A 24,097-nucleotide genomic window follows, 5' to 3' on the forward strand; every position below is an offset into this window, starting at 1 on the left:
CGAAGCAATCCATGCATCCAAGCATGCGGAACGATGGATTGCTTCGTCGCTGCGCTCCTCGCAATGACGGAGCCGTCACGCCCCCTCGATATGCTCGGCGATCACGGGGAAGTAATTATCCTTCGATCCCTTGTCGATCGCCTCCTGCAGCACGGTGCCGATCAGCTCCGCGCCGCGGATCTTGATGCCGGCGTCGGCGGCGAGTTCCAGCGCGTAGGACAGATCCTTCAGCGCATATTCGGTCGAGAACGCGCGCTCCGGAAACACGCCGGGCACGATCGCCTTCATGCCGTGGTTGCGCAGCGCGAAGCTGTCGGCCGAGCCCTTCGACAGCGTTTCCAGCAAGAGCTTCGGATCGACGCCATTGTGCTTCGCCACCGCGACAGCCTCGGCCAGTGCGTTCACGGTTTCGAACAGCACCATGTTGTTGAGGATCTTGGTCACCTGCCCGGCTCCGACATCGCCGCAATTGGTGACGTCGGTGGCAAAGCAGCGGATCAAGGGCTCGATCGCGGCATAGAGCGCGGGCTCCGCACCGACCATCACGCTGAGCGTGCCGTCCTGCGCCGCCTGCCGGGTGCGCGCGATCGGTGCATCGGCCCAGGCCGCGCTCTTGGCCTTGAGCTGCGCGGCAAAGTCGCGGGTCTGGCTGACCGAGGACGTGCCGAGATCGACCACGACCTGGCCGCTCCTGACGTTCTTCAAAATGCCGTCACCCTCGAACACCGCGCGCACATGCTTGGCGCTCGGCAGGCAGAGGAACAGCACATCGCTCTGCTTGATGACGTCGGCGACCGATGCGGCCACATCGGCGCCGTCGGCGCGGAGCCGTTGCAGCGGTTCGGCTGCGAGGTCGAACACCACGATGCGCTTGCCGCTCTTCTTGACGAGGTTGCGGCAGATCGGCTCACCCATCACGCCGAGGCCGATGAACCCAAGAGTCTTGGTGTCGGCAGTCTTGTAGTCAGTCATGTCGCTTCTTCTTTGACGTTTCTTGAGTGGTGGTGATGCGCCTCGCCCGATCGGCGAGGCTATTTCGCGAACGATCGCGATGGCGCGAGATGCAGCGCGAACGCGTCGACCCTGTCGCTGGCGCGCGGATAGATCTCGCTGACGATCGGATCGTGGCCGGGGATGAAGCGGTCGGGATGACCGGCGAGCCGCTCGACCGTCTCCCAGCCCTGCGCCATGTCGCCGACATTGTAGACGATCGGGAACGGGCTCTTCTTGTGCAGGTTCGCGTAGTAATGCGCGGCGTCCGACGCCAGCACGACCGGGCCGCGCGCGGTCTCGACCCGCACCACCTGCAGGCCGTCGGAATGGCCGCCGACGCGATGCACGGTGACGCCGGGTGCGATCTCGCCGTCGCCGGAATGGAAGGTGACGCGCTCGCCATAGACGTGGCGAACCATCTGCGTGACGTGCTCGATGGAGAACGGATGGCGCAGCATGCCGTTGCACATGCAGCGGCCGGTCGCGTAGCTCATCTCGCGTTCCTGCAGATGGAATTTGGCGTTCGGGAAGCGATCCAGATTACCCGCGTGGTCGTAATGCAGATGGGTGACGATGACGTCGCGGATCGCGTCGGCGCTGACGCCGAAGCCGGCCAGCGCATCGACCGGGTTGAGCGTCAGCTTGCGCGAGCGCGCCTTGGCCTCCTCGGCGTTGAAGCCGGTGTCGACCAGGATGTCGCGGCCGTGGCCGCGGATCAGCCAGACGAAATAATCCAGATCCTGCGCCGTGGTGTCATGCGGATCGGGCACCAGGAAGTTGAGGTGGGGCGTGCGCGGCGACATCGTCGCATAGCGCAGGGCGTAGATCTCGTAGGCGTTTCCCATCGGTTTCGCTCTTGTTTGCGGTCTTGTTTGCAGGTCTTTTTAAATGGCTTGCCGTCCCGGACACAAAGCCATCGCCTCGCGCAAAGGTCAAACCGCGCGCAGTACGACGAGTGCATGACAGGGCGGCCGCAGCCTCTGTGAATGCAATCACATTATCGGCTCGCCGGAACCGGCACCATGCCAGGACGGCGATGGCCGCCATGACCGCATGCTGTTGCACTGCGGCCTCGCTGCGTCACCGCGATAAACGATGCTGCCGCAAGCCGTTGACGGGAGTTTGGCCGTGGTTTGATAATGCAATTTCGCTAGAGTAAGGTTCCCGAGGCGCAGGCTGGAAGCGGCGCCGTTTCATTGGAATGCCGCGATCTGGATTTGCCGCGATTATGAAAATCCGCCTTGCCTTGCTCGCCACGCTGATTTTTTCAATCGCGTCGCCTCTCCCGTCCTTCGCCGTCGGCGACCGCTTCGCGCTGGTCATCGGCAACGCCAAATATCCCGATGCCGATGCGCCGCTGAAGGAGCCGGTCAACGACGCGCGTGACGTCGCCGACGAGCTCAAGCGCGACGGCTTCACCGTCGAGGTCGGCGAGAACCTGACCGGCGACGGCATGCGCCGCGCCTTCGACCGGCTCTATGGCAAGATCAAGCCGGGCTCGGTCGCGCTGATCTTCTTCTCCGGCTACGGCATCCAGTCGAACCGGCAGAGCTACATGATCCCGGTCGATGCCCAGATCTGGGCCGAGGCCGACGTCCGCCGCGACGGCTTCAGCCTCGAGACCGTGCTCGGCGAAATCAACAGCCGCGGCGCTGGGGTGAAGATCGCCCTGATCGACGCCTCCAGGCGCAACCCGTTCGAGCGCCGCTTCCGCAGCTTCTCGGCAGGTCTCGCCCCTGTGATCGCGCCCAACGGTACGCTCGTCATGTATTCGGCGGCGCTGTCGTCGGTCGTCTCTGATAATGGCAGCGACCACAGCCTGTTCGTGCGGGAACTGCTGAAGGAGATCCGCACCCCCGATTTGATGGCCGAGGAGACGCTGAACCGGACCCGCGTCGGCGTCACCCGCGCCTCGCGGCAGGAGCAAGTGCCGTGGATCTCGTCGTCACTGGCTGAAGATTTCTCGTTCATTCCAAGCGGCGCAGCCACTCAAAGCGGCGCGCCGGGATCGCCAAATGCCGCGCCCGCGCCGACCGCATCGCCGTCAACTGAGGTAGCGACGGCACCGCCGGCCGCGCCCCCGCCGGCACCGCCTGCAACAACGCCCGCCCCGCCCGCTGCAACGCCGACGCCGGCACCGGCGCCTCCTGCGGCAACGGCACCGACGCCGCCACCGGCGCCGCCGAAGCCCTCCGTCGCGACAGCGCCGACGGCACCGCCGCCCGCGCCGAAGGGGCCCGAGATCGCCCTGCCGCCGCCCGCGCCTCCGCCGCCGGTGGTGATCCAGCCCACGCCGGCGCCGAGCAATTCGCCGGTGCTCGCCGACGATCCGACGATCAAGAGCCTGAGCGAGAAACTGGACAAGAACCCTGACGATGCAGCAGCGCTGTATCGCCGCGGCCAGGTCTATGCCAGCAAGGGTGCTTACGACCTCGCGGTGAAGGACTTCACCAATTCGCTGCGGCTGAACCCGAAGGATGTCGAGGCCTACAACAACCGCTGCTGGGTCCGCACCGTGATCGGCGACCTGCAGGCGGCGCTGAAGGACTGCAACGAGGCGCTGCGGCTGCGCCCGAACTTCGTCGACGCGCTCGACAGCCGCGGCCTGATGAACCTGAAGGGCGGGCAGAACAAGAACGCCATCGCCGATTTCGACGCCGCACTGAAGATCAACCCGCGGCTGACCTCGTCGCTGTACGGGCGCGGCCTCGCCAAGAAGCGCAACGGTGCGGTCGCGGAAGGCGATCTCGACATCGCCAACGCCAAGGCGATGGACCCGAACATCGTCAAGGAATTCGCCGACTACGGCGTCCAGTAACAAATGGACGACGGCCTGTCGCGGCTCGAACCGCTGATGCAATCGCGCGACTAATCTGAGGGTGCGGGCCGGGCAGCGATGCCGGCCAATCGATCTGAAGCGTTGCATGGAACCGCGCCAGCCGGCGCAGGAGGGACCGAAATGTTCAAGCCGTCGGCAAAGGCCGCGATCCTCTCATTCGTGACCGCCGGCGCCGTGCTGTCGTTCGGCATGGCGGCCGCCTACGCCGGTGACGATGTCACCGAGGACCAGATCATCAAGGCGCTGACGCCCCAGAAGAAGCCGCTGACCCGCGGCCTTTCGGTCGGCCCGCAGACCACCTCGCCGGGGCTGAATGCCGACCAGGCCAAATTCGTGCAGAGCGTCCGCGGCCGCGCCACCCGCTCGCTGTCCTCGACTGAGCGCGAGGAAATCGCGACCATCGTCCAGGACAAGCCGAAGATCGATCTCGAGATCAATTTCGATTACAACTCCGCCGACATCAGCGCGAAATCACTGCCCTCGGTGCAGGCGCTCGGCCGCGCCCTCACTAATCAGGACCTCAAGGGCTCGACCTTCGTGGTCGCGGGCCACACCGACGCCGCCGGCGGCGAGGACTACAATCAGGGCCTCTCGGAGCGCCGCGCCGACGCCATCAAGCGCTATCTGGTCGACAAATACGGCATCAACGGCACCGATCTGGTCACCGTCGGCTATGGCAAGAGCAAGTTGAAGGACCCGAGCCACCCGATGGCCGACATCAACCGGCGCGTCCAGGTGGTCAACGTCGAAAACAAGGACACTGCGTCCAAGTAATCTGGTCCAAGTGATCCGGTCCAAATGATCCGGATGTGATGGGCGGTGGCGTAGCCGCTTTTTGAGGTTACAATGCGTCCCGCACCCCGGCGGGGCGCATTTGCTTGAGGGCAGAAGCCCAGAGCAGCCCACAGGTGACCCGCCTCACATGACGTCAGGGCTTGATCCGGAACAATGGACACCGGCCCTCCGCATGCTCAAGGAATACGATGGCGAGCGTGATGAGACTTCGACGAGCGCCCAAGACAATCCCTGTCGATACGCGCCAAGCTCTGGATTGATCAGGCGATGAACTTTTCCCAATACCTCAAGCCTGCGCTCGGCACGGTGGTCTTCCTCGCGCTGGCTGTCGCCTATTACGCGTTCGAGCACCGCTCCCATCCGGAGGAGAAGGAGACGCCGGGCCAGGCGCTGGTCGTGGTGACGAAGTCGACCAATGCCTGCTTCTCCGACATGGTCCGCGTCACCGGCTTCATCGTGCCGCGCCGCGAGGCGCAGGTGAATGTCGACCAGGACGGCTCCAAGGTCACCGACGTCCTGGTGCGCGAGGGCGACACCGTGACCGAGAACCAGGAACTGGCGCGGCTGACCCCACCGCCGCAGCAGGCCGCCCAGGCCAATGCCAAGCCGGTCGTGCTGCGCGCACCGGCCGCCGGCCTCGTCACAGAGGTGCGCACCGCGCCCGGCGCCCCGGCCTCGCCGCAGGCTCCCCCGATGTTCAAGATCTCGGTCAACAACGAGATCGAGCTCGACGCCGAGGTGCCGGGCTTCCAGCTCCTCAAGCTCAATCCCGGCGCCAATGTCCGGATCAGCCGTGACGACGCGCCCGACATCGTCGGCAAGGTCCGCCAGATCTCGCCGCAGATCGACCGCGCCACCCAGCTCGGCCACGTCCGCATCACCATCAACAACAATCCGACGCTGAAGGTCGGTATGTTCGCACGCGCCAATATCGACGCCAAGCGCTCCTGCGGCGTTGCGGTGCCGCGCACCGCGATCGACCGACTGACCTTGCAGGTCGTGAAGGGCAACACCGTCGAGACCCGCAGGGTGCGCGTCGGGCTGACCTCCGATACCTCGACCGAAATCCTTGAAGGCCTCGACGTCGGCGAAATCGTCGTGGCCGATGCTGGCACGTCGCTGCATGACGGCGACCAGATCAAGACCATGTTCGCCGACGAACTCGATCGCACGCGATCACGCTAATTCGGGCACGCTAATGGCTTTGAACATCTCGGCATGGTCGATCCGGAACCCGCTTCCCTCGATCGTCTTCTCGATCATCCTGCTGGTGCTGGGGTGGGTCTCCTTCACCAAGCTCGCGGTGACGCGGCTGCCGAGCGCCGACATTCCGGTGATCTCGGTCGCGGTCTCGCAATTCGGCGCCGCGCCGTCTGAACTTGAATCACAGGTCACCAAGACGATCGAGGACGGCGTCTCCGGCGTCGAGGGCGTGCGCCATATCTCCTCATCGATCACCGACGGCCTGTCGGTGACCACGATCCAGTTTGCGCTCGAGACCAACACCGACCGCGCCCTCAACGACGTCAAGGACGCGGTGACGCGGGTGCGCGCCAACCTGCCGCAGAACGTCACCGAGCCGCTGATCCAGCGCGTCGACGTAATCGGCCTGCCGATTGTTACGTATGCTGCGATCTCGCCGGGCAAAACGCCGGAGCAGCTCTCATACTTTGTCGACGACGTGGTCAAGCGCGCGCTGCAGGGTGTGCGCGGCGTCGCCCAGGTCGAGCGCATCGGCGGTGTCGAGCGCGAGATCCTGGTCTCGCTCGATCCCGACAAGCTGCAGGCGGTGGGGCTCACCGCGGTCAATGTCAGCCAGATCCTGCGCGGCACCAATGTCGACGTTGCCGGCGGCCGCGCCGAGATCGGCAAGAACGACCAGGCGATCCGGACGCTGGCCGGCGCCAAGACGCTGAACGAGCTCGCCGGCACCATGATTCCACTGTTCGGCGGCGGCGAGATCCGGCTCGACGATCTCGGCACCGTCACCGACACCATCGCCGACCGCCGCACCTTCGCCCGCTTCAACGGCGAGCCGGTGGTGGCGCTCGGCATCAAGCGCTCCAAGGGCGCCAGCGACGTCGTCGTCGCGGCCGCCGTGCAGAAGCGGATCGACGCGCTGAAGATCGCCTATCCCGACGTCGACCTCAAGCTGATCGACACCTCGGTCGAGTTCACCAAGGGCAATTACGAGGCCGCGATCTCGACCCTGTTCGAGGGCGCGATCCTCGCCGTCATCATCGTGCTGCTGTTCCTGCGCGACATGCGCGCCACCATCATCGCCGCGGTCTCGCTGCCGCTGTCGATCTTCCCGGCATTCTGGGCGATGGACCTGCTCGGCTTCTCGCTCAATCTGGTCTCGTTCCTCGCCATCACGCTATCGACGGGCATTCTCGTCGACGACGCCATCGTCGAGATCGAGAACATCGTCCGCCACATGCGGATGGGCAAGACGCCTTATCGTGCTGCCCTCGAAGCGGCCGACGAGATCGGCCTTGCGGTGATCGCGATCTCGCTCACCATCATCGCGATCTTTGCCCCCGCAAGCTTCATGTCCGGCATCGCGGGACAATTCTTCAAGCAGTTCGGTATCACCGTCTCGGTGCAGGTGTTCTTCTCGCTGCTCGCCGCGCGCTTCGTGACGCCGATGCTGGCGGCCTATTTCCTCAAGCACCACGACCACGACGACCCGCCCCCCGGCCGCATCCTGCGCACCTATCATAGCCTCGTCACCTGGTCGGTGAAGCACCACTACGTCACCGTGCTGCTCGGCTTTGCGGTGTTCGCCGCATCGATCTGGAGCATCACGCTGCTGCCGCAAGGCTTCCTGCCGGCGCAGGACACCGCGCGCTCGCTGCTGGCGATGGAGCTGCCGCCCGGCTCGCAGCTTGCCTACACCGAGAAGGTCACCGAGGAGATCGTGGCGCGGCTGCGCAAGCGGCCCGAGGTGCGCAGCGTGTTCGTCGATGGCGGCCGCGTGCCGCCGGGCATCCAGGAGGTGCGCCGCGCCGCGCTGATCATCAACTACACGCCGAAGGCGGACCGCCGGATCACCCAGCGCGAGCTGGAGCTGTCGATCGGCAAGGAGCTCGATAACGTCCCCGACATCCGGTTCTGGTTCCTCGACGAGAACGGCCTGCGGGCCATCTCGCTGGTCGTCACCGGAACCGACAGCAATATCGTCAACAACGTCGCCAGCGAGCTAGCGACGCAGATGAAGCGGATCCCGATCATCGCCAATGTGATCTCGGAGACCGCGCTGGACCGGCCCGAGCTGCGGATCCGGCCGCGCGCCGAGCTCGCGGCGCGGCTCGGCGTCTCGACCGAGAGTCTGTCGCAGACCATCCGCGTCGCCACCATCGGCGACGTCGGCCCGGCGCTGGCGAAGTTCGACGCCGGCGAGCGCCAGGTGCCGATCCGCGTCCAGCTCGAGGACAATGCGCGCAGCGATCTGCAGATGCTGGAGCAGCTGCGCGTGCCGCTCGGCCAACGCGGCGAGCGCGGCGGCGTGCCGCTGTCCGTCGTGGCCGACATCCAGCTCGACCAGGGCCCGACCAGCATCAACCGCTACGACCGCGAGCGGCAGGCCACCGTCGCGGCCGACCTGGTCGGCAATGCCGCGCTCGGCGATGCCACCAAGCTGATCTACGACCTGCCGGTCATGAAGAGCCTGCCGAAGGGCGTCAAGGTCAGCCCGTCCGGCGACGCCGAGAGCCTCGCCGAGCTCTCCGACGGCTTCGCCACCGCGATAACCGCCGGCCTGATGATGGTCTATGCCGTGCTGGTGCTGCTGTTCGGCACCTTCCTGCAGCCGATCACCATCCTGTTCTCGCTGCCGCTCTCGATCGGCGGCGCGATCGGCGCGCTGCTCCTGACCGGCAAGCAGCTCACCACGCCGGTGTGGATCGGCATCCTGATGCTGATGGGCATCGTCACCAAGAACGCCATCATGCTGGTGGAATTCGCGGTGGAGGCGATCCGCGACGGCAAGGCGCGCGAGGAAGCCATGATCGACGCCGGCATGAAGCGCGCCCGGCCGATCGTGATGACCACCATCGCGATGGCCGCCGGCATGATGCCATCAGCGCTGGCGTTCGGCGCCGGCGGCGAATTCCGCTCGCCGATGGCGCTCGCGGTGATCGGCGGCCTGATCTTCTCGACCGTGCTGTCGCTGGTGTTCGTGCCGGCGATGTTCATGGTGATGGACGACATCGGCGGCCTGATCTGGCGCTTCGGCAAGCGGCTTGTGGTCTCGCATGCCGACCACGAGCTGGCCCCGAACGAACACCAGGGCGACCAGACCAAGCGGCAGGGCGGCCCGCCGAGCATGATCTCGCCGGCGGCGGAGTGAGCCGGGCTCATGCGGCGTCAGCGGCGCGACCCGTACGAGATGGCGTACTCCAAAAATATCGAAAACAACCCCATGCAAAGGAGCTGACGGGGGTCGCGCTCAACAAGGCAACTTGACACGTCGGCCAAATCAGGGCTACATTTCTAATATTCAGAAATTTTACCCCTCGCTCGCCATAGGATAGGGGCGGCTAATCTCCGCATACTCCAGCTACCATCCGAGCGGAGGCGGCTTCTCGCCCCTGAAGATCGCATGCCACACCTAAAGAACCCGCAGGTCTAGTTCCGCATCTCCCGTCGCCGACCTTTGCTCAGATGGCTGCAATGTCCGCTTTCGGCAGATGAGCCGGCTTAGGACAGGCAGGCGGCCATAGTCGGCTTATCACCCGTTGCGGACATTTCGCCATGACGCTACCGATAGGCATGGTCGTGCGCAACGTAAAGTATAGAGCTGAGTAGATGACTGATGAGGTTGTCGGAGAAAGGTTCTCTTACAAGGCGTCGGGTATCCGCCTTTCGGATTTCACTGTCGTCGATTGCGAATTCAGTGGGTGTGTCGCCCGTCGAACTGAGGGGTCGTTCAACTTGTTTGAACGAATAGACCTTGAGCGCGCCTCGCAGATGAATTGCTCGGTGTTCGAGGCGGTGTTCCGGGACCTGTCGCTGCGAGGGCTTAAGCGACTTGGCGATGCCCCGCTATTTCTTTGGGGGTGTGTGTTCGAGCGAGTTGCGCTTTCCGGCCGCATCAGCGCGGTGAAGATAAATGACTTCGCTTCGCGTATCACGGAGTCCGCTGAAGAAAATCAACGACGCCGGGACGCTCACGATCTCTTCGTGAGGAATTTTTACTCTAAGTCAGACTGGGCGCTCGACATCGCTCAGGCCGAATTCCCAGGTGGGATCAGCTTCGAACAAGTGCCGGGAGACAAGATAAGGCGCGATCCCGATCGACAGGTGTTAGTAACGCGTAGCGCTCTGGCAGTTTCGGACTGGCGGGCGCTGGACTTCGATCGGACCGCGATAGACATAGCGCTTGGCTGGTTCGAGCGATACTCGATCTTTGATAGTGTCGTGCTCGCCGCGCGATCAGACCGGAAATGGTCAAAGCGCGACCTTGCGGTCCTTGCCCGTTTGCGCGACGCTGGCATAGCTAACCTTGCATAGGTTTCTATCTCAAGAGCCAGCCAGCCCAACACTTGCCGGTTGTTGTTCATCTCGAATGTCGCCTGTTGGCCCTTAGCCGACATGACCAGGCACGCCTCTTTTGTCCGCTTCTGACTGCAGCGCGGGCCGCCGTTGAGGAGGATGAATTTACAGGTACACGTCCTAGTCTCGTCGCGCCCTAATAGAGCCGCGTCCGATAGGCCTCTTCCATCGCCTTCTCGGCGACTTCGACCTCAACAGCGGCGGTCTGCTCGGCGATGATCCGGCCGAGCGTCGGGAAGCTGTTGCGTTCGACCTGCGCGGCGGGGCTCCACAGCTTCGAGCGCATCAGCGCCTTGCCGCAATGGAAGTAGACTTCATCGACATGCACCTTGAGGCCGATGATCGGCGTCACGTTCTGCACCGTCAACGGCGTCAGCAGATCCGGCTCCTGCGAAATCTCCGCCCGCCCGTTGATGCGCAGCGTCTCGTTGATGCCCGGCACCATGAAGATCAGCCCGACGCCGGGCGAGGCGATGATGTTGCCGAACGTATCGACGCGGTTGTTGCCGCGCCGGTCCGGGATCAGCAGCGTCTTGTCGTCGATCACCGAGACGAAGCCGGGCGCGTCGCCGCGCGGACTGGCGTCGGCATGGCCATTGCCGTCGCTGGAGGCGATGACGAGGAACGGCGAGAGCGCGATGAAGTCGTGGCAGAACTTGTCGAGGTGGTGGAGGACCTTCTTCTCCGCGAGCGGGCTCACCTGCCCGAAATGCCCGCGAAGATCCTCCTGCGACTTGACCGGCGGCTTGCCGCTTGCGCCCTGGCTGTCCATGAGGAACCTCCCTTTTTCCATTCCCGTACCGAAGTAGAGTGCGGGAACAACATAGTCCAGACCGCAGAAGCGCGCATCCGCCGGCGCTTTCGCCGCGACGTTCAAGCGCAAGCTCGGCTCCGGGCTGATTGAGGCAGGCGGTTTTGCGTGCGCAGACGCGAAATGCAAAACCCCTGCGGTCAACGGGAAAGAGACCGCAGGGGTTTGCAGGTGGATGGCGTGAGGCCAGCAAGGCTGGGTGTCACCCCAAGGACCGGCAGGCCGGATGAAACCGATACCGGCGCGGTCATGCAAGCAAGTCTTTTAGGCAGGAGTGCGTCAGCATTCGCAAGCGACGCGCGCGAGAGGACCAAATCCTCGCGTGCGCGTTGCATGCGTTCCGCCTGGCTTCTTATTCGTCGCGTTCGTTACGCGAGGCCGTTGTTCACTTCGCTAGTCATTGCGTGCGACCGCCGTCAGCTTGGTCATGTTGTGCAGCATGATCCGGCCGCGCTGCAGGTCGACGATGCCGTCCTTGCGCCAGGTCTGCAATTGCCGGTTGACGCTCTCGCGTGCGGCGCCGACGAAGATGCCGAGCTGTTCCTGCGAGATGTGCACCTCGGAACCGAAATCCTCCGCGAGTGCGCACAGCCGGCGCGCGAGACGGACCGGCAACGGCTGCAGCACGGATTCTTCCATCCGCTCGCTCTGCCAGCGGATGCGCTGGCACAGCAATGCGATCAGCCTGACCGCGACCTTCGGCTCACGCTCGAGGAAGCCGAGGAAATCCTCCCGCCGCAAGACGAACAATTCGGTGGGCTCGCCCGCGGTCGCATCCGCGGTGCGATCCTGGCCGTCGAGGACGGCGACTTCGCCGAACAGATCGCCGGATCCCATGAAGTTCAGTGTGAGCCGGCTGCCGTCGGAGGCCCCGGTTTCGATGCGCATCTGGCCGCGGCGGACCCCGAACAGGGCGTCGCCGGGATCGCCTTTCTGGAACAGCACCTCGCCGGTGGCGAGCTGCTGGGTGTGGCAGAGGCCCGAAAGCCGCTGCAACTCGTCCGCACCGAGATCGGCGAACATAGGGTTCATTTTCAGAATGACCGCAAATTCGGCCTGTTTGCTCATTGTATTGCCTTCCAAATCCATCCGAGCGGTCCCCTGACGCCCGGTTAGCAAAAATCACCCTCATAAGAGTGTGTGAGAGGTCACATAAGTTCATGCTGGTAACGGATTATTTTTCCGGTCATTGCAGCGAGGCCTCGTTTGCGGGGTAGTCTCGCGCGATCGGCCGTGCCTTTGCGCGGCGGACCCCTGTCTGCCCGGCCTGGAATATCGAGATGAGAGCACTGAAATTCGCCGGGGCCGCCATTGCTGCCGTGATCGTGATCGTCGCCCTGTTGGCCGCGGTCGGGATCCCGTCCTCCTTCCTGACGTCTGCCATTACCGACCGGGTCGAGCGGGAGACGGGCTACAAGCTCAGCATCAATGGCGGTGCCAAAGTTAGCCTCTGGCCGACGGTCAATCTGACGCTCAGCGACGTCGTGTTGCAGGATCCGCGGGAGCGCGAGGCCGACAACCGGTTCGCAGCGAGCCGCGTCGAAGCCGAGATGACGCTGGCGAGCCTGTGGTCGGGCCAGCCCGACATCACCGACCTCGTGATCGAGAAGCCGGTCATCAATCTGCCGCTACAGCGTGAGCGCACCCGCGACCACAATCCGCCGGCGAAGTCGTCCGGGGCCGACAATGGCGGCATCACGATCCGGCATGTCGGCATCACCGGCGGCACCATCGTGTTCTCCAATGTGCGCGACCGGGTCGAGAACCGGATCGAGGCGCTGAAGCTGGACGCGACCATCGGCAACGACCGCAAGATCATCGTCACCGGCGACGCGCGCACGGGCGACAAGCCGCTGAAGTTCGAGATCCGCGCGACCGCGCCGCAGGCGTCGCTCGAGCGCCAGAACGTGCCGGCCGAATTCACCATCGATGCGCCCGGCCTGTTGCCGGCGGCGATCAAGGCCAATGCGGAAGCGCGGTTGAACGGCACGGTTGTCATGTTCAACGGCGTATCCGGCACGCTCGGCGACGGCGGCTTCACCGGCTGGGCCTCGGTCGATTTCGCCAGCAACAAGCCGCTGGTGAAGCTCGACCTCGACTTCCAGCGCATCTCGATCGCGATGCCGCCGGACCCGTCCGGCGCGACGCAGCCATTGGGCACCAACACCTGGAGCAACGCGTCGACTGATCTCAATGGGCTCAACTATGTCGACGCGCAGGCGCGCATCTCGGCGGCGGAGCTCGTGATCGGCGACGGCCGCTTCGCACAGGCTGCGATCGAGGCATCGGTCGACAGCGGCGTGCTGAAGGGCAAGCTCGCCAATCTCGGCGCCTATGAGGGCACCGCCAATGGCGACATCACCATCGACGCGAGAACCGCGACACCGACCTACGCGCTGCGGCTCGATCTTGCGGGCGTACGGGCACTGCCGGTGCTGAAGAGCCTCGCCGAGTTCGACAAGCTCGACGGCAGGATGCAGGCGAAGATCGCGCTGACCTCGCAGGGCAACAGCGAGCGCGCCATCGTCGGCAATCTCGGCGGCACCGCTTTCGTCGTGTTCCAGGACGGCAAGATCCTCGGCCTCAACGTCGCGCAGATGATCCGCAACCTCACCACCGGCACGTTGTCGGGCTGGCAGCAAAGCCAGGAGCTGTCGACCGATCTCAGCCAGCTCTCGGCCTCGTTCAAGCTCGACAGGGGCCAGGCGGTGACGACCGATCTCAACCTGATCGGTCCGCTGGTGAAAATGAGCGGGGTCGGCACCATCGATCTCAACACCCGCCAGATCGGGTTCCGCGTCGAGCCGCAGCTGGTGATGACCACCGAGGGCCAGGGCCGCGCCGGCAATCCGGTCGGCCTCGGCATTCCCGTGATGGTCGAGGGGCCCTGGGTGAGCCCGCGGATCTATCCGGAGATGCAGGGCATCCTCGACAATCCCCAGGCCGCCTATGCGAAGCTGAAGGAGATCGGCAAGGGCCTGTTCGGGGCGAACGGCCAGGGGCTGAGCCAGCAGGGGATCAGCCAGGGCCTCAACGGGCTCACCAACCTGCTCAATGGCGTTCAGGGCGGTGGAACCGGCGCACAACCCGGCACCGGCCAGGCACCGGCAGGCGGCGCGGCCGGCCAGAGCAACCCGCTCGGCGGGCAGCTCGGCGACACCATCGGGAATCTGCTGCAGCAGGGTCTCTCCACCCTCAATCAAGGCAACGCCTCCCGCCCGAGCCGCAGCCTCGCCCAGCCCGCCCCGGGCACACCGCAGGCCGCCGCACCGCCGCCGAACCCTCCGCCCGCCGACACCGCCGAGCAGCACGACAACCCGGCGATGAACGACGTGCTGCGGCAGCTGTTCAATCGCTGATATTCCCGGATGTCCCCCGCCAATATCCACGGCTAACCATGCGGCCCGAGGGGCCGCCTCGCTTTGCCGATCCGTGCTAAACAGCGACAGATACAGTGGCGCACCCGACGGATTGGAGGGGACGGACGAGGCTGGATGAACGGGGCTACGGACAAGGGCAAGAACTGGTTCCTGCGCGGCGGCCTGTTCGCCAAATACGTCCTCGCGCTGGTCGGCCTCGTCGTGTTCGTGCTCGCGGTCAACGGCGCGCTCGAGACCTGGATCAGCTACCGCGGCATCAAGAGCACGCTGACCGATGCGATGAGCGAGAAGGCGGACGCCACCGCCAAGCACATCGCGCAGTCGATCTCCGATCTCGAACGCCAGATCTCCTGGGTGACCCGCGCCTCCTCCAACACGATCGAGCTGCGCCGCGCCGACTATGCCCAGTTGCTCGGCCAGGTGCCTGCGGTGAACCAGCTCACCCTGATCAACGGCCAGGGCCGCGAGCTGCTGCGGCTGTCGCGCCAGACCGTCACGGTGAACTCCAATGCCGATCTCTCCCGCGACCTGCGCTTCACCGAGGCGGTCGAGCGCGGCACCGCCTATGCGCCGGCGTATTTCCGCGACGAGCGGCCCTATATGTCGATCGGCGAGCAGCATTCCGGCTTCAATGCCGGCGTGACCGTCGCCGAGATCGACCTGCGCTTCCTCAACGACTATTTCGGCGATTCCCAGGTCGGCCGCACCGCCTTCGCCTATGTCGTCGACGCCAAGGGCCGCGTGCTGGCGAGCTCGTCGAAGGGGCCAGAGGTCGGCAAGGATCTCGCCGCGCTGCCGCAGGTCGCCGCGGTGCTCTCGCACAATGCCAGGCCGATCACTTCCGGCAAGGATGTCGACGGCAACGCGGTGCTGACAACAGCGATTTCGGCGCCGAACCTCGGCTGGCACGTATTCTATGAACAGCCGACGTCGCAGGCGCTCTCACCGATCCGCGACCAGCTGGTGCGCATCGCGCTTCTGATCGCGCTCGGCCTCGTGGTCGCGATCATCGCCGGCACGATCCTGGCGCGGCGCATGCTGGTGCCGATCACCGCGCTGCGCACCGGCGCGCGGCGGCTCGGCGCCGGCGACTTCGGCCATCGCATCGAGGTGAAGACATCGGACGAGCTGGAAGAGCTCGCCGGGCAATTCAACAGCATGGCGGGGCAGCTTGCCGAGACCTACTCCGATCTCGAAGCCAAGGTGAAGGAGCGCACCCGCGACCTCGCGCAGTCGATCAACGAGCTGAAGGTGCTGGAGGAGGTCGGCCGCGCGGTGGCGTCCTCGCTCGACCTGAACGCCGTGCTGCCGACGGTCGCCGCCCGCGCGCTGGAGATCACCCATGCCGACGCCGTGCTGATCTATGGCTATGACGCCGCGCAGCGCGCGTTCAATCTGACGCAATCGATCGGCATCGACAGTGAGGCCGAAGGCCATCATCGCGCGATCGATGCCGACAACAGCCCGCTCGGCGAAGCCGCCGCCAAGGGCGAGCCGCTGGCGTTCCCCGATCTGACCAACCAGCCGGAGCATCCGCTGCGCGATGTCGTGGTCGGCGCCGGTTTCCACTCGGTGCTCATCGTGCCGCTGGTCGACCAGCAGGGCGTGCTCGGCTCGCTGGTGGTGCTGCGCAAGGCGGCCGGCGATTTCCCGGCCAACATGATTGGCCTGATGAAGACCTTCGCACACCAGGCGGTGCTGGCGATGCGCAATGCGCGGCTGTTCACCGAGGTCGACCAGAAGAGCCACGCGCTGGAAGCGGCCAACACCACCGTGCGCGAGCAGGCCGACAGGCTACAGCAGCAGACCGAGCAGCTCACCGACTGGAACAAGTCGCTGGAAGCGCGGGTCGAGACCCAGCTCGGCGAGATCGAGCGCATCCGCAAGCTCGAGCGTTTCCTGGCGCCGCAGGTGGCGCAGCTGATCGCCTCGTCGGACAATCCCGAGGGGTTGCTCGAGAGCCACCGCCGCGAGGTGACGGTGGTGTTCTGCGATTTGCGCGGCTTCACGGCTTTCACCGAGGCGACCGAGCCGGAAGAGGCGATGAACGTGCTGCGCGAATATCACGCGGCGCTCGGAAAGCTGATCTTCAAATATGAAGGCACGCTCGACAAATATGCCGGCGACGGCGTGATGATCCTGTTCAATGCGCCGATCCAGCTCGCCGACCACACCGCGCGCGCCGTGCGCATGGCGGTGGAGATGCGCGACACCGTCGGCCCGCTGACCGAGAAGTGGCGCAACCGCGGCCATAGCCTCGGCTTCGGCATCGGCATTGCGCTCGGCTACGCCACGCTCGGCCAGGTCGGCTTCGAGCAGCGGCTGGAATATGCCGCGATCGGCAGCGTCACCAACCTCGCCTCCCGCCTGTGCGGCGAAGCCAAGGCGGGCCAGATCGTGGTGAGCCGCCGCGTCTACGGCATGGTCGAGGCTTACGTCGAAGGCCGCGCCATCGACGACCTCGTGGTGAAGGGATTCAACCATCCGATCCTCGCCGCGGAGATCCTGCGCTGGAAGGGCGAACCATCCGCGGAAGCCGCGGCGGAGTGAGGCGCGTCACGGAACCGGCTCGACGCCCGCCTTGTTTTCGCGCCAAACGGGTATATATTACCACTATTCGATTAGCCGTTGCGCCTTGTTGAATGGTCCCATCGGCCCTCCTCCAAAGACATCGCCAGTTGAATTGGTGACGCGTCCATCACGCGAAACGTCTGCTTTGGAGAAGAGACATGGCTACAGGTACTGTGAAGTGGTTTAACGGCCAGAAGGGCTTTGGTTTCATTCAGCCCGACGACGGCAGCAAGGATGTGTTCGTTCACATCAGCGCTGTCGAGCGCGCCGGTCTGTCCGGCCTGGCCGAGGGCCAGAAGGTGTCGTTCGAGCTGAAGACCGACAAGATGCGTGGCAAGACCAGCGCCGAGAATCTGCAGCTGGCCTGAGTTCGCATCCGCGCATGATGTTCGCATCAGCGCTACGCGCAGAAATCATGCCGCAGCGTCATTCCACGGATGTACTGGAGTGACTGCCAGGCCCGCTCGATCTGAACAGGTTGGGCGGGCCTTGGTGTATTTGAAGCAAGGATGACCATGGCCACCAGAACGCCGCCTGCCCCCACCCCCGACAGCCTCGCGCGCGCCGAACGCCAGCGGCTTGCGGCCGAAGAGGGCGCCCGCGCGATGGCCGATGTCGAGCGCGAGGCAATCGCCGTACGCCAGAACATGGAGCGCTTGCGCGCGCTCCGCGAAGCCCGCGATGCCGACGCCGCCCAAGCGGAAACCGCAGCCGCCAAGCCAAAGACCACGCGACGCGTCAAGCGCATCGTGCGCTGATAAACTGCCGCGCGCGAGCGGCGGCGGAATAAGCGACACTCTCTCCCCACGTCGTCCTGGCGAAAGCCAGGACCCATAACCATCGCCATTCGTGATGAGAGGGATCGTGGCCCCAGCTTCGCGCCACAACCACCATTCGGGGTAATGGGTCCTGGCTTTCGCCAGGACGACAGCGAATGTGAGGCAGCGTTCCTGATTCAACTATCAGACAGCTGAGGAAGATGCGCGCCCACATCCTCGCGAACTCGTGCGCTGGCCTCATCACCATCCGGTGAATCGGACTGCGTCCGCAATCACGATCACGCCCTCCCGCACCCCTCCCAGGAATAACCCGTCCCCCGCCTCGCTCGCGTCATGACGGGCGCGTGCGAACGCGCGCCTGCACGACAACAAGAACAAGCAGGATGGTTTGATGACGGGTTTGGACGGGGCGCCGGATGCGGCGTCGGTGGTGGCGTTGCACTGCTCGCTGGGGTCGGGACGGCAATGGACCAAGCTTGCGGCCGCGCTCGGCGGCGACAGGTTCATGGCGCCGGATATTTCCGGCTATGGCGTCGCGGCCTGCGGGCGCGACTGGCCGCGGACGCTGGACGGCGAGATCGCGCGGCTCGAGCCCTGGCTCGCCAAGGCCTGTGGGCCGATCCATCTGATCGGGCATTCCTATGGCGGGGCGATCGCGTTTCGGCTGGCGACGACATCGCCTTATGCGTCGCGGATCCGCAGCCTGACGCTGATCGAGCCTATACTGCCGACGTTGCTGCGCGACACGCCCGCGGACGGGCGGCTGTACGAGCGCTTCGCAGGGATCGCGCAGACCGTGTCGCAGGATATTTTCGACGGCGCGGTGCTGGAGGCGGTCGAGGCGTTCACCGCGTTCTGGGCCGGCTCCGGGCCGCGCGAGCAGTTCTCGCCGAGCGGGCGGCTGCGGATGATCGAGCAGGCCGACAAGCTGCCTTACGATTTCAACGCCGCGCTCGATCTCGATGGCGTGGCGGCGGCCGCCGGTGCGCTGAAGGTGCCGACGCTATTGATGTCGGGCGGGCTGTCGCCCTATGTGACGCAGCGCATCGTTGCAAAACTCGCCGCGCTGATCGATGGCGCCGCGACGCGGCACCTGCCGGGCGCCGGCCACATGCTGCCGGTGACGCATGCCGAGCGGGTCAACCCGGAGATCCTGCGGCACATCTGGCGCGCCGATGAGCTGGCCGAGCTGGAGCTGGCGGCGGATGCCGGCGCGGCCGGGGCCGCGCAGCCGGCTGGTTCGGCGAGGGCGCATCTGGTAATGAGGAGGCCCTCATTTTGGGAATAGTTCGCCGATGATTTTGCCCCGCCTGCGCGCTGCCGCTCTCGCCACCTCCGCGCTGCTCGTGCTCGCGGCCACTCCCGCGTCCGCCGCGGGCGAAGCCGACGCCGTGCCGAAGGGCGCGGCGGTGACGGTGCTGAAGGCCTCGAAATACTGCTTCGGCAATATCGTCGAGGTCTCGGGCATCGTGATGCCGCGCGACGAGCAGCAGGTGCGGCCCGACCGGTTTGGCCTGAAGGTCGCGGAGGTGAAGGCCGATCCCGGCGACACCGTCACCGCGGGCCAGGTGCTGGCGCGGCTGACCGACGGCGCGAATGTGATCAACCTCACCGCGCCGGTGGCGGGCACGATCTCGGCGTCATCGGCGATCGTCGGCGCGCCGGCCTCGGGCAAGGACGCGCTGTTCTCGATCATCGCCAAGAGCGAATACGACCTGGTCGGCATGGTGCCGACCCGCGACATCGCCAAGCTGAAGACCGAGCAGACCGCGCGGCTGAAGATATCAGGCGCCGGCGAGATGGACGGCAAGGTGCGGATGATCGCGCCGACCATCGAGCCGAACAGCCAGCTCGGTCATGTGTTCGTGGCTATCAGCTCGAACCCGCGGCTGCTGGTGAATTCGAGCGGGCGGGCGCAGATCAAGACCGGGCAGAGCTGCGGCGTCGCGGTGCCGCTGACCGCGATCCTCTATTCCACCGCCGGCACCGTGGTGCAGGTGGTGCGCGGCGGCCGCGTCGAGACGCGGCGGGTGGAAACCGGATTGATGTCGGCCGGCCAGGTCGAGATCCGCGACGGCATCCAGGAAGGCGACATCGTCGTCGCCCGCGCCGGCGCGCTGCTGCGCGAAGGCGATCCGGTGCGGCCGGTTGGTGCGAGCGCGGATGCGAAGTAGGGCGTGCGGGTTTTAAGCAGCGATGGTTTCAGGTGTCGCTGAGCGATGCGTCTCGCAGCGGAGCAAGCGGCACCCCTCTCCCTAACCCTCCCCCGCAAGGGGGGAGGGAACCCATCCGCCGGTGCGTCCCTCACATCAGCTGCGATGTAGGCAATACGCTGTTAGGCGACGTGAGGTGAGCACGCCTGTCCGGCTCCCTCCCCCCTTGCGGGGGAGGGTTGGGGAGAGGGGTTCTCTCCGCAGAGCACGCCTGTGATTTTGAAATGAATGCGCGGCCCAATCCCGCGCACACCACCCGGCCTCAGCCGCCGAGCTTGATGTCTTCCAGCAGCGAGGACGACACGCTCGGCACCTGCTCGCCTTCGCTGGCGCGCGAGATGGCGACGCGGGTCTTGTTGAAGGCGGCCTCTGCCCCGGCCTGGGCGTTGAGGTTGTTGATCAGCTCCGAGACCAAGACGCTGTTGGTGCCCTTGGAGTCGTCGGCGACCTTGCCCGGCGTCGCCGAGCTCAGCACGATGGTGTTCTCCGGCGGGCTGATCGGCGCGAGGCCGTGCGAGAAGGCGCGGAAGCGGCGCTCATAGGGGTTGCGCCTGGAGGCATCGAGCACCACGAGCTTGGCCTTGGCGCCGCGCTCCTTCATCGCATCGAGCACGGATTCGACACTGACGCCAGTGCGCTTGACGTCGGCTTCCTTCCAGATCGCGGCATCGACCGGGATCATGTAACTCTCGCGGCCGACCTGCACGCCGTAGCCGCCGAAGAACAGCATCACGACAGTGTCGGGGCGGATCTTGGCCTTCATGCGCTCGACCGCGCGGAACATGTCGTCCTTGGTCGCGTCCTCGACCACGTCGACGTCAAAACCCTCGTGGCGCAGCGCTGAGGACAGCGTGCGGGCATCGTTGATCGGCTGGGCCAGCGGCGCCGCAGCGTCCGGATAATGGCCGTTGCCGATGATCAGTGCGAGGCGGGAGGTGCCGGTCGGAATGCTGCCGATCCGCCCGGACGTGACGGCGCCCGCGACGGTCCCCTTGGCGACGTCCGGCGTCCGCTTGTTGAGCGCGGCATGAGCGCCAATCGCCAGCGACACCGTGCCCGCCACTGCCACGCAGACGGCGATGGTGCGGCGGGAAATCTGAAGCTGCCTAAGGTTCATGGCGTTCCTAATCCCAATCCTTTTCCCGATAACGCTCGAACGAAATCGCGCCGGGTCAACGCGTCAGTGGCCGTCAGGTTTAATGGGGTTGAGGTGTGTGTGCCGTCGATTGATCTCAATTTGCGGCGCCGCAACAAACACTCCCTTAACCCGGACGGGCGGCCGGGGCAACCCGGTTTGCCGCATGCTGCCGCCCGGCACAGGCCATTGACGCCGTTAAAATCCCGTTACGTGACCTCGGTCACATTTGTATTTCGTATGGATTCATGTAGCTTTCCAAAGGCTTGCGCGTTTGGGGGAGGACCGGGGGAAACACCGCCGGGACAGCGGCGTTAACCGGTTCCTTGAGAAAGGGATTCATGAGCCTTCACGAGATCGCCGGGGGGGTGTGCCGGGCGCTGACCGTCAAAAAGGACGGCCCATCGCTTTACGACGTCTGCGACCCCGTATTGCAGGCCTATCGCGGCGGCGATCCCCATCTCGGAAAGTTCTACCGGACCGCGCTCGGCAATCCTCCGCTGCGCGCATTGCTCCGCCGCACCGGCCTGCCCGCGCTGAAGGACCCCGACCGCCTCGCCGGCCTGCGCGCCGCGTTGACCGAGGCGCGCGATGCCGAGGCGCCGGACTGGGCCGCGATCGGCGCCCCGGTCGCCGAGCTGATGGACGGCATCGGCGTGCGCCACCCCGCCCCGCCGGCCGCGAACGCACCGGTGCGCCCGCCTGGGATCGCCGAGATCGACCGCGCGATCCGCAAGACCGGCGCGCACCTGCTCGGATCGTTCGGAAAGAACGGCTTCATCCCGACCTATGCCGCCTTCAACCTGATCGGCGACGCCGACATCGGCGGGCGCGAGATGCTGATGGCGCTGACCGGGCTGAACGCGCGCGGCTACAAGAACTCGACCTTGCTGTTCAGCCTGGCCCGGATCTTCATCGCCCATTCGCCGGCGCGCGCACTGATCAACCCGCCATGGCGCGGCATCGCCGAGCCGATGTGGGAGCCGGTGCAGATCCGCCACCGCTCGGCCTATTACGACGCATTCTTCACCGAGGCGCTGCTGGGCTTTGTCGAGACCGGGCTGGCGTCGCCCGATGAGGCGGGCGCGGCGCGGCGCGCGATCGCGGACATGGTGGACTTTTGTCTCAAGACCAGCGCCGAGGAGGTGCCGTCGCATGACGGCTCCAATGTGCGGGTCATCACCGCGCTGGCGCCGGGGCGGCATCCGCGCTTCTCGCGCTTCTTCGCCCAGATCAAGCAGGACCTCGGCTTCGGCATCTATGTGCCCGACTGCGACACCACGGCATGCTCGTTCTCGGCCGCGACGCAAGCCGGTTCCGACGATCCGATCCTGCAGCAGCCGCTGCTCGATTTCTATCGTGGCTACCAGGTGCGCGCGGGCGCCAACGAGCCCGTTGTCACCGTGCCGCTCAACGACAACATCGACTATGAAGGTGGCGTCGTCACCTGGATCGACAATCTCGCCGGCGAGCGGCCGTATGGCAACGACCTCGACCCGACGCTGAACCTCGACATCCTCGAGGTCTCGTTCCGCAACCTCAATCGCTGGCAGATCATCGAGACGCCGCAAAGGCTGGAGACGGTGCATCGCATCATCGCCTTCCAGAAGAGGCTGGTCGAAAGCGGCGCGTTCAAAAATCCGCGCTCGCACATCTATTACCTGCCCGAGCTCTATTCGGCCTATTTCGGCCGCTGCTACGCCGCCTTCATCGCGCTGCCGCTGGCGGCGCAGCGCGTGATCGATCCCGGCAACGTGTTCGCGCTGATCCGCGCCCGCGTGCTCGGCTATGTCCAGGGCGATCTGATCACCCACGAGATGAACCCGTTCGATGCCGCGCTGGCGCTGATGGCGCTGGCGCATCTTGGCGCCGAGGTTTCCACCTTCACGCCGGCGCTGCACTGCATCGTACAGGGCCTCGGCGAAGGCGGTCGCAAGGGGCCGTACAAGGCCTATGAATGGAACAAGATGAAAACGCCGACACGGATCCTGGTCGGCGGCCCCGAGGTGACATCGGCGTTCGTGCTGATGGCGCTTGCGCTGGCGAGGAAGCGGATGGTTGCGGCGTCGTAGCCCGGATGGAGCGCAGCGAAATCCGGGGTCTTCCGCCGCGGACGCAGCTTCCCGGATTGCGCTTCGCTCCATCCGGGCTACTGAATCGAGGATGACGCGAAGTTGACACTGGCGGAAACAGGACACCACTGGCACGGTTGCCCAATTGCCCGCACAATCGTTGGGCACTGAACGCCAAAGCCTCTGAACGACAAGAACCGGGCCGGGAATGCCGATGTTCAAGACGCTGCTCACTGCTGGCCTGCTGCTGTCGCTGCCGACGCTGGCTGTCGCCGCCGACATCACCGGCGTGCCGAAGATCCGCGACGGCGACCAGCTGATGATCGGCAGCGTCAAGGTCCGGCTCGGCGGCATCGACGCACCGTCGACCGACCAGCTCTGCCTCAACACCAAGGGTGAGCGCTGGACCTGCGGCGTCGCCGCGCGCGACGAGCTGATCAAACATGCCGGCAACAAGAGCTGGACTTGCCACGCCCGCTCGGTCGATCGCCGCGGCCGCACCATCGCGCGCTGCGAGGTCGATGGCGAGGACATCCAGAAATGGATGGTCGAAAACGGCTGGGCGCTGGCCTTCACCCGCATCTCGCACGACTACGAGCCGGCCGAGAAAGCGGCGCGCGAGGCCAAGGCCGGGATGTGGCAGGGCGCGTTCATCGCGCCGTGGGACTGGCGCGTGCGCAACAAGAAGACCGCCGTGCTCGGCGCCGTGAAGGTGCCGGAGAGCGCCCACTCGATCCTGCTTGCCTCCGCCTCCGGCCCGGTGGCGCCCTCGCCCGACTGCACCATCAAGGGCAATGTCAACCGCTCCGGCGAATGCATCTTTCACCAGCCGACCAGCCGCTGGTACGCCAAGATCGAGATGAAGATCTCGAAGGGCACGCGCTGGTTCTGCTCGGTCGAGGAGGCCGAAGCCGCCGGTTGCCGCGAGACGCGGCGCTAACGCTTGATCGAAT

General features: G+C 65.5%; 18 protein-coding genes. 13 read left to right on the forward strand and 5 right to left on the reverse strand.

What is annotated here, in order from left to right:
- Positions 1-75 precede the first annotated feature (75 nt).
- Together FBZ93_RS25920 and FBZ93_RS25925 are read right to left on the reverse strand one after the other, a co-directional pair.
- Positions 76-972 carry an NAD(P)-dependent oxidoreductase gene (locus FBZ93_RS25920; RefSeq protein ID WP_146989701.1) on the reverse strand — a complete coding sequence of 299 codons (897 nt, stop codon included), beginning with the start codon at positions 970-972 and terminating at the stop codon, positions 76-78.
- Positions 973-1,031: 59 nt separating this feature from the next.
- Entirely contained in the window at positions 1,032-1,838 is an 807-nt protein-coding gene (locus tag FBZ93_RS25925) for an N-acyl homoserine lactonase family protein (protein ID WP_146989702.1), read from the reverse strand.
- Positions 1,839-2,221: 383 nt separating this feature from the next.
- On the opposite strand from FBZ93_RS25925, the gene FBZ93_RS25930 reads away from it, so the two are divergent.
- The 5 genes from FBZ93_RS25930 to FBZ93_RS25950 all read left to right on the forward strand — a co-directional run bounded on the left by FBZ93_RS25930 (position 2,222) and on the right by FBZ93_RS25950 (position 10,141).
- A complete protein-coding gene (locus tag FBZ93_RS25930; protein WP_146989704.1) occupies positions 2,222-3,811 on the forward strand; it encodes a caspase family protein in 1,590 nt (529 codons plus the stop codon).
- Positions 3,812-3,952: 141 nt separating this feature from the next.
- Positions 3,953-4,606: an OmpA family protein gene (locus FBZ93_RS25935; protein ID WP_146989706.1), complete on the forward strand. Its 654-nt coding sequence runs from the start codon at positions 3,953-3,955 to the stop codon at positions 4,604-4,606.
- A gap of 288 nt (positions 4,607-4,894) precedes the next feature.
- The gene (locus FBZ93_RS25940; protein WP_074130539.1) at positions 4,895-5,812 is read left to right on the forward strand and encodes an efflux RND transporter periplasmic adaptor subunit; all 918 of its coding nucleotides are present in this window, start codon (positions 4,895-4,897) and stop codon (positions 5,810-5,812) included.
- 13 nt (positions 5,813-5,825) lie between these two features.
- Complete coding sequence (locus tag FBZ93_RS25945) at positions 5,826-8,978, forward strand: efflux RND transporter permease subunit (protein WP_146989708.1); 3,153 nt, start codon at positions 5,826-5,828, stop codon at positions 8,976-8,978.
- Positions 8,979-9,436: 458 nt separating this feature from the next.
- On the forward strand, positions 9,437-10,141 hold the full coding sequence (locus FBZ93_RS25950) for a hypothetical protein (RefSeq protein WP_146989709.1): 705 nt from the start codon (positions 9,437-9,439) through the stop codon (positions 10,139-10,141).
- Between the two features lie 178 nt (positions 10,142-10,319).
- Here FBZ93_RS25950 and FBZ93_RS25955 read toward each other — a convergent pair whose 3' ends face one another.
- Positions 10,320-10,955, reverse strand: coding sequence for a pyridoxamine 5'-phosphate oxidase family protein (locus tag FBZ93_RS25955; protein ID WP_146989711.1), 636 nt, complete (start codon positions 10,953-10,955; stop codon positions 10,320-10,322).
- 432 nt (positions 10,956-11,387) lie between these two features.
- Positions 11,388-12,062, reverse strand: a complete 675-nt coding sequence (locus FBZ93_RS25960) for a Crp/Fnr family transcriptional regulator (RefSeq protein WP_050631133.1) — start codon at positions 12,060-12,062, stop codon at positions 11,388-11,390.
- Positions 12,063-12,274: 212 nt separating this feature from the next.
- Between FBZ93_RS25960 and FBZ93_RS25965 the strand changes: the two genes are divergently transcribed.
- The 6 genes from FBZ93_RS25965 to FBZ93_RS25990 all read left to right on the forward strand — a co-directional run bounded on the left by FBZ93_RS25965 (position 12,275) and on the right by FBZ93_RS25990 (position 19,898).
- A complete protein-coding gene (locus FBZ93_RS25965) occupies positions 12,275-14,353 on the forward strand; it encodes an AsmA family protein (RefSeq protein WP_146989712.1) in 2,079 nt (692 codons plus the stop codon).
- Positions 14,354-14,488: 135 nt separating this feature from the next.
- Positions 14,489-16,924 carry an adenylate/guanylate cyclase domain-containing protein gene (locus FBZ93_RS25970; RefSeq protein ID WP_146989714.1) on the forward strand — a complete coding sequence of 812 codons (2,436 nt, stop codon included), beginning with the start codon at positions 14,489-14,491 and terminating at the stop codon, positions 16,922-16,924.
- A 179-nt stretch (positions 16,925-17,103) separates the two neighbouring features.
- Positions 17,104-17,313 (forward strand): cold-shock protein, encoded by a 210-nt coding sequence (locus FBZ93_RS25975; RefSeq protein ID WP_021078030.1) that lies wholly within the window; start codon positions 17,104-17,106, stop codon positions 17,311-17,313.
- Between the two features lie 141 nt (positions 17,314-17,454).
- Positions 17,455-17,703, forward strand: a complete 249-nt coding sequence (locus FBZ93_RS25980) for a hypothetical protein (RefSeq protein WP_433995445.1) — start codon at positions 17,455-17,457, stop codon at positions 17,701-17,703.
- Positions 17,704-18,115: 412 nt separating this feature from the next.
- Positions 18,116-19,012, forward strand: coding sequence for an alpha/beta fold hydrolase (locus tag FBZ93_RS25985; RefSeq protein WP_146989716.1), 897 nt, complete (start codon positions 18,116-18,118; stop codon positions 19,010-19,012).
- A gap of 7 nt (positions 19,013-19,019) precedes the next feature.
- Positions 19,020-19,898: an efflux RND transporter periplasmic adaptor subunit gene (locus tag FBZ93_RS25990; protein WP_146989718.1), complete on the forward strand. Its 879-nt coding sequence runs from the start codon at positions 19,020-19,022 to the stop codon at positions 19,896-19,898.
- A gap of 301 nt (positions 19,899-20,199) precedes the next feature.
- Here FBZ93_RS25990 and FBZ93_RS26000 read toward each other — a convergent pair whose 3' ends face one another.
- Positions 20,200-21,054, reverse strand: coding sequence for a caspase family protein (locus FBZ93_RS26000; RefSeq protein WP_146989719.1), 855 nt, complete (start codon positions 21,052-21,054; stop codon positions 20,200-20,202).
- A gap of 359 nt (positions 21,055-21,413) precedes the next feature.
- Here FBZ93_RS26000 and FBZ93_RS26005 point away from each other — a divergent pair, with 359 nt between their 5' ends.
- Together FBZ93_RS26005 and FBZ93_RS26010 are read left to right on the forward strand one after the other, a co-directional pair.
- Positions 21,414-23,144 carry a hypothetical protein gene (locus FBZ93_RS26005; RefSeq protein WP_146989721.1) on the forward strand — a complete coding sequence of 577 codons (1,731 nt, stop codon included), beginning with the start codon at positions 21,414-21,416 and terminating at the stop codon, positions 23,142-23,144.
- Between the two features lie 214 nt (positions 23,145-23,358).
- Complete coding sequence (locus FBZ93_RS26010) at positions 23,359-24,084, forward strand: thermonuclease family protein (RefSeq protein ID WP_146989722.1); 726 nt, start codon at positions 23,359-23,361, stop codon at positions 24,082-24,084.
- Positions 24,085-24,097: the final 13 nt, after the last annotated feature.

Source organism: Bradyrhizobium macuxiense, from assembly GCF_007993935.1.
GTDB classification, from domain to species: domain Bacteria; phylum Pseudomonadota; class Alphaproteobacteria; order Rhizobiales; family Xanthobacteraceae; genus Bradyrhizobium; species Bradyrhizobium macuxiense_A.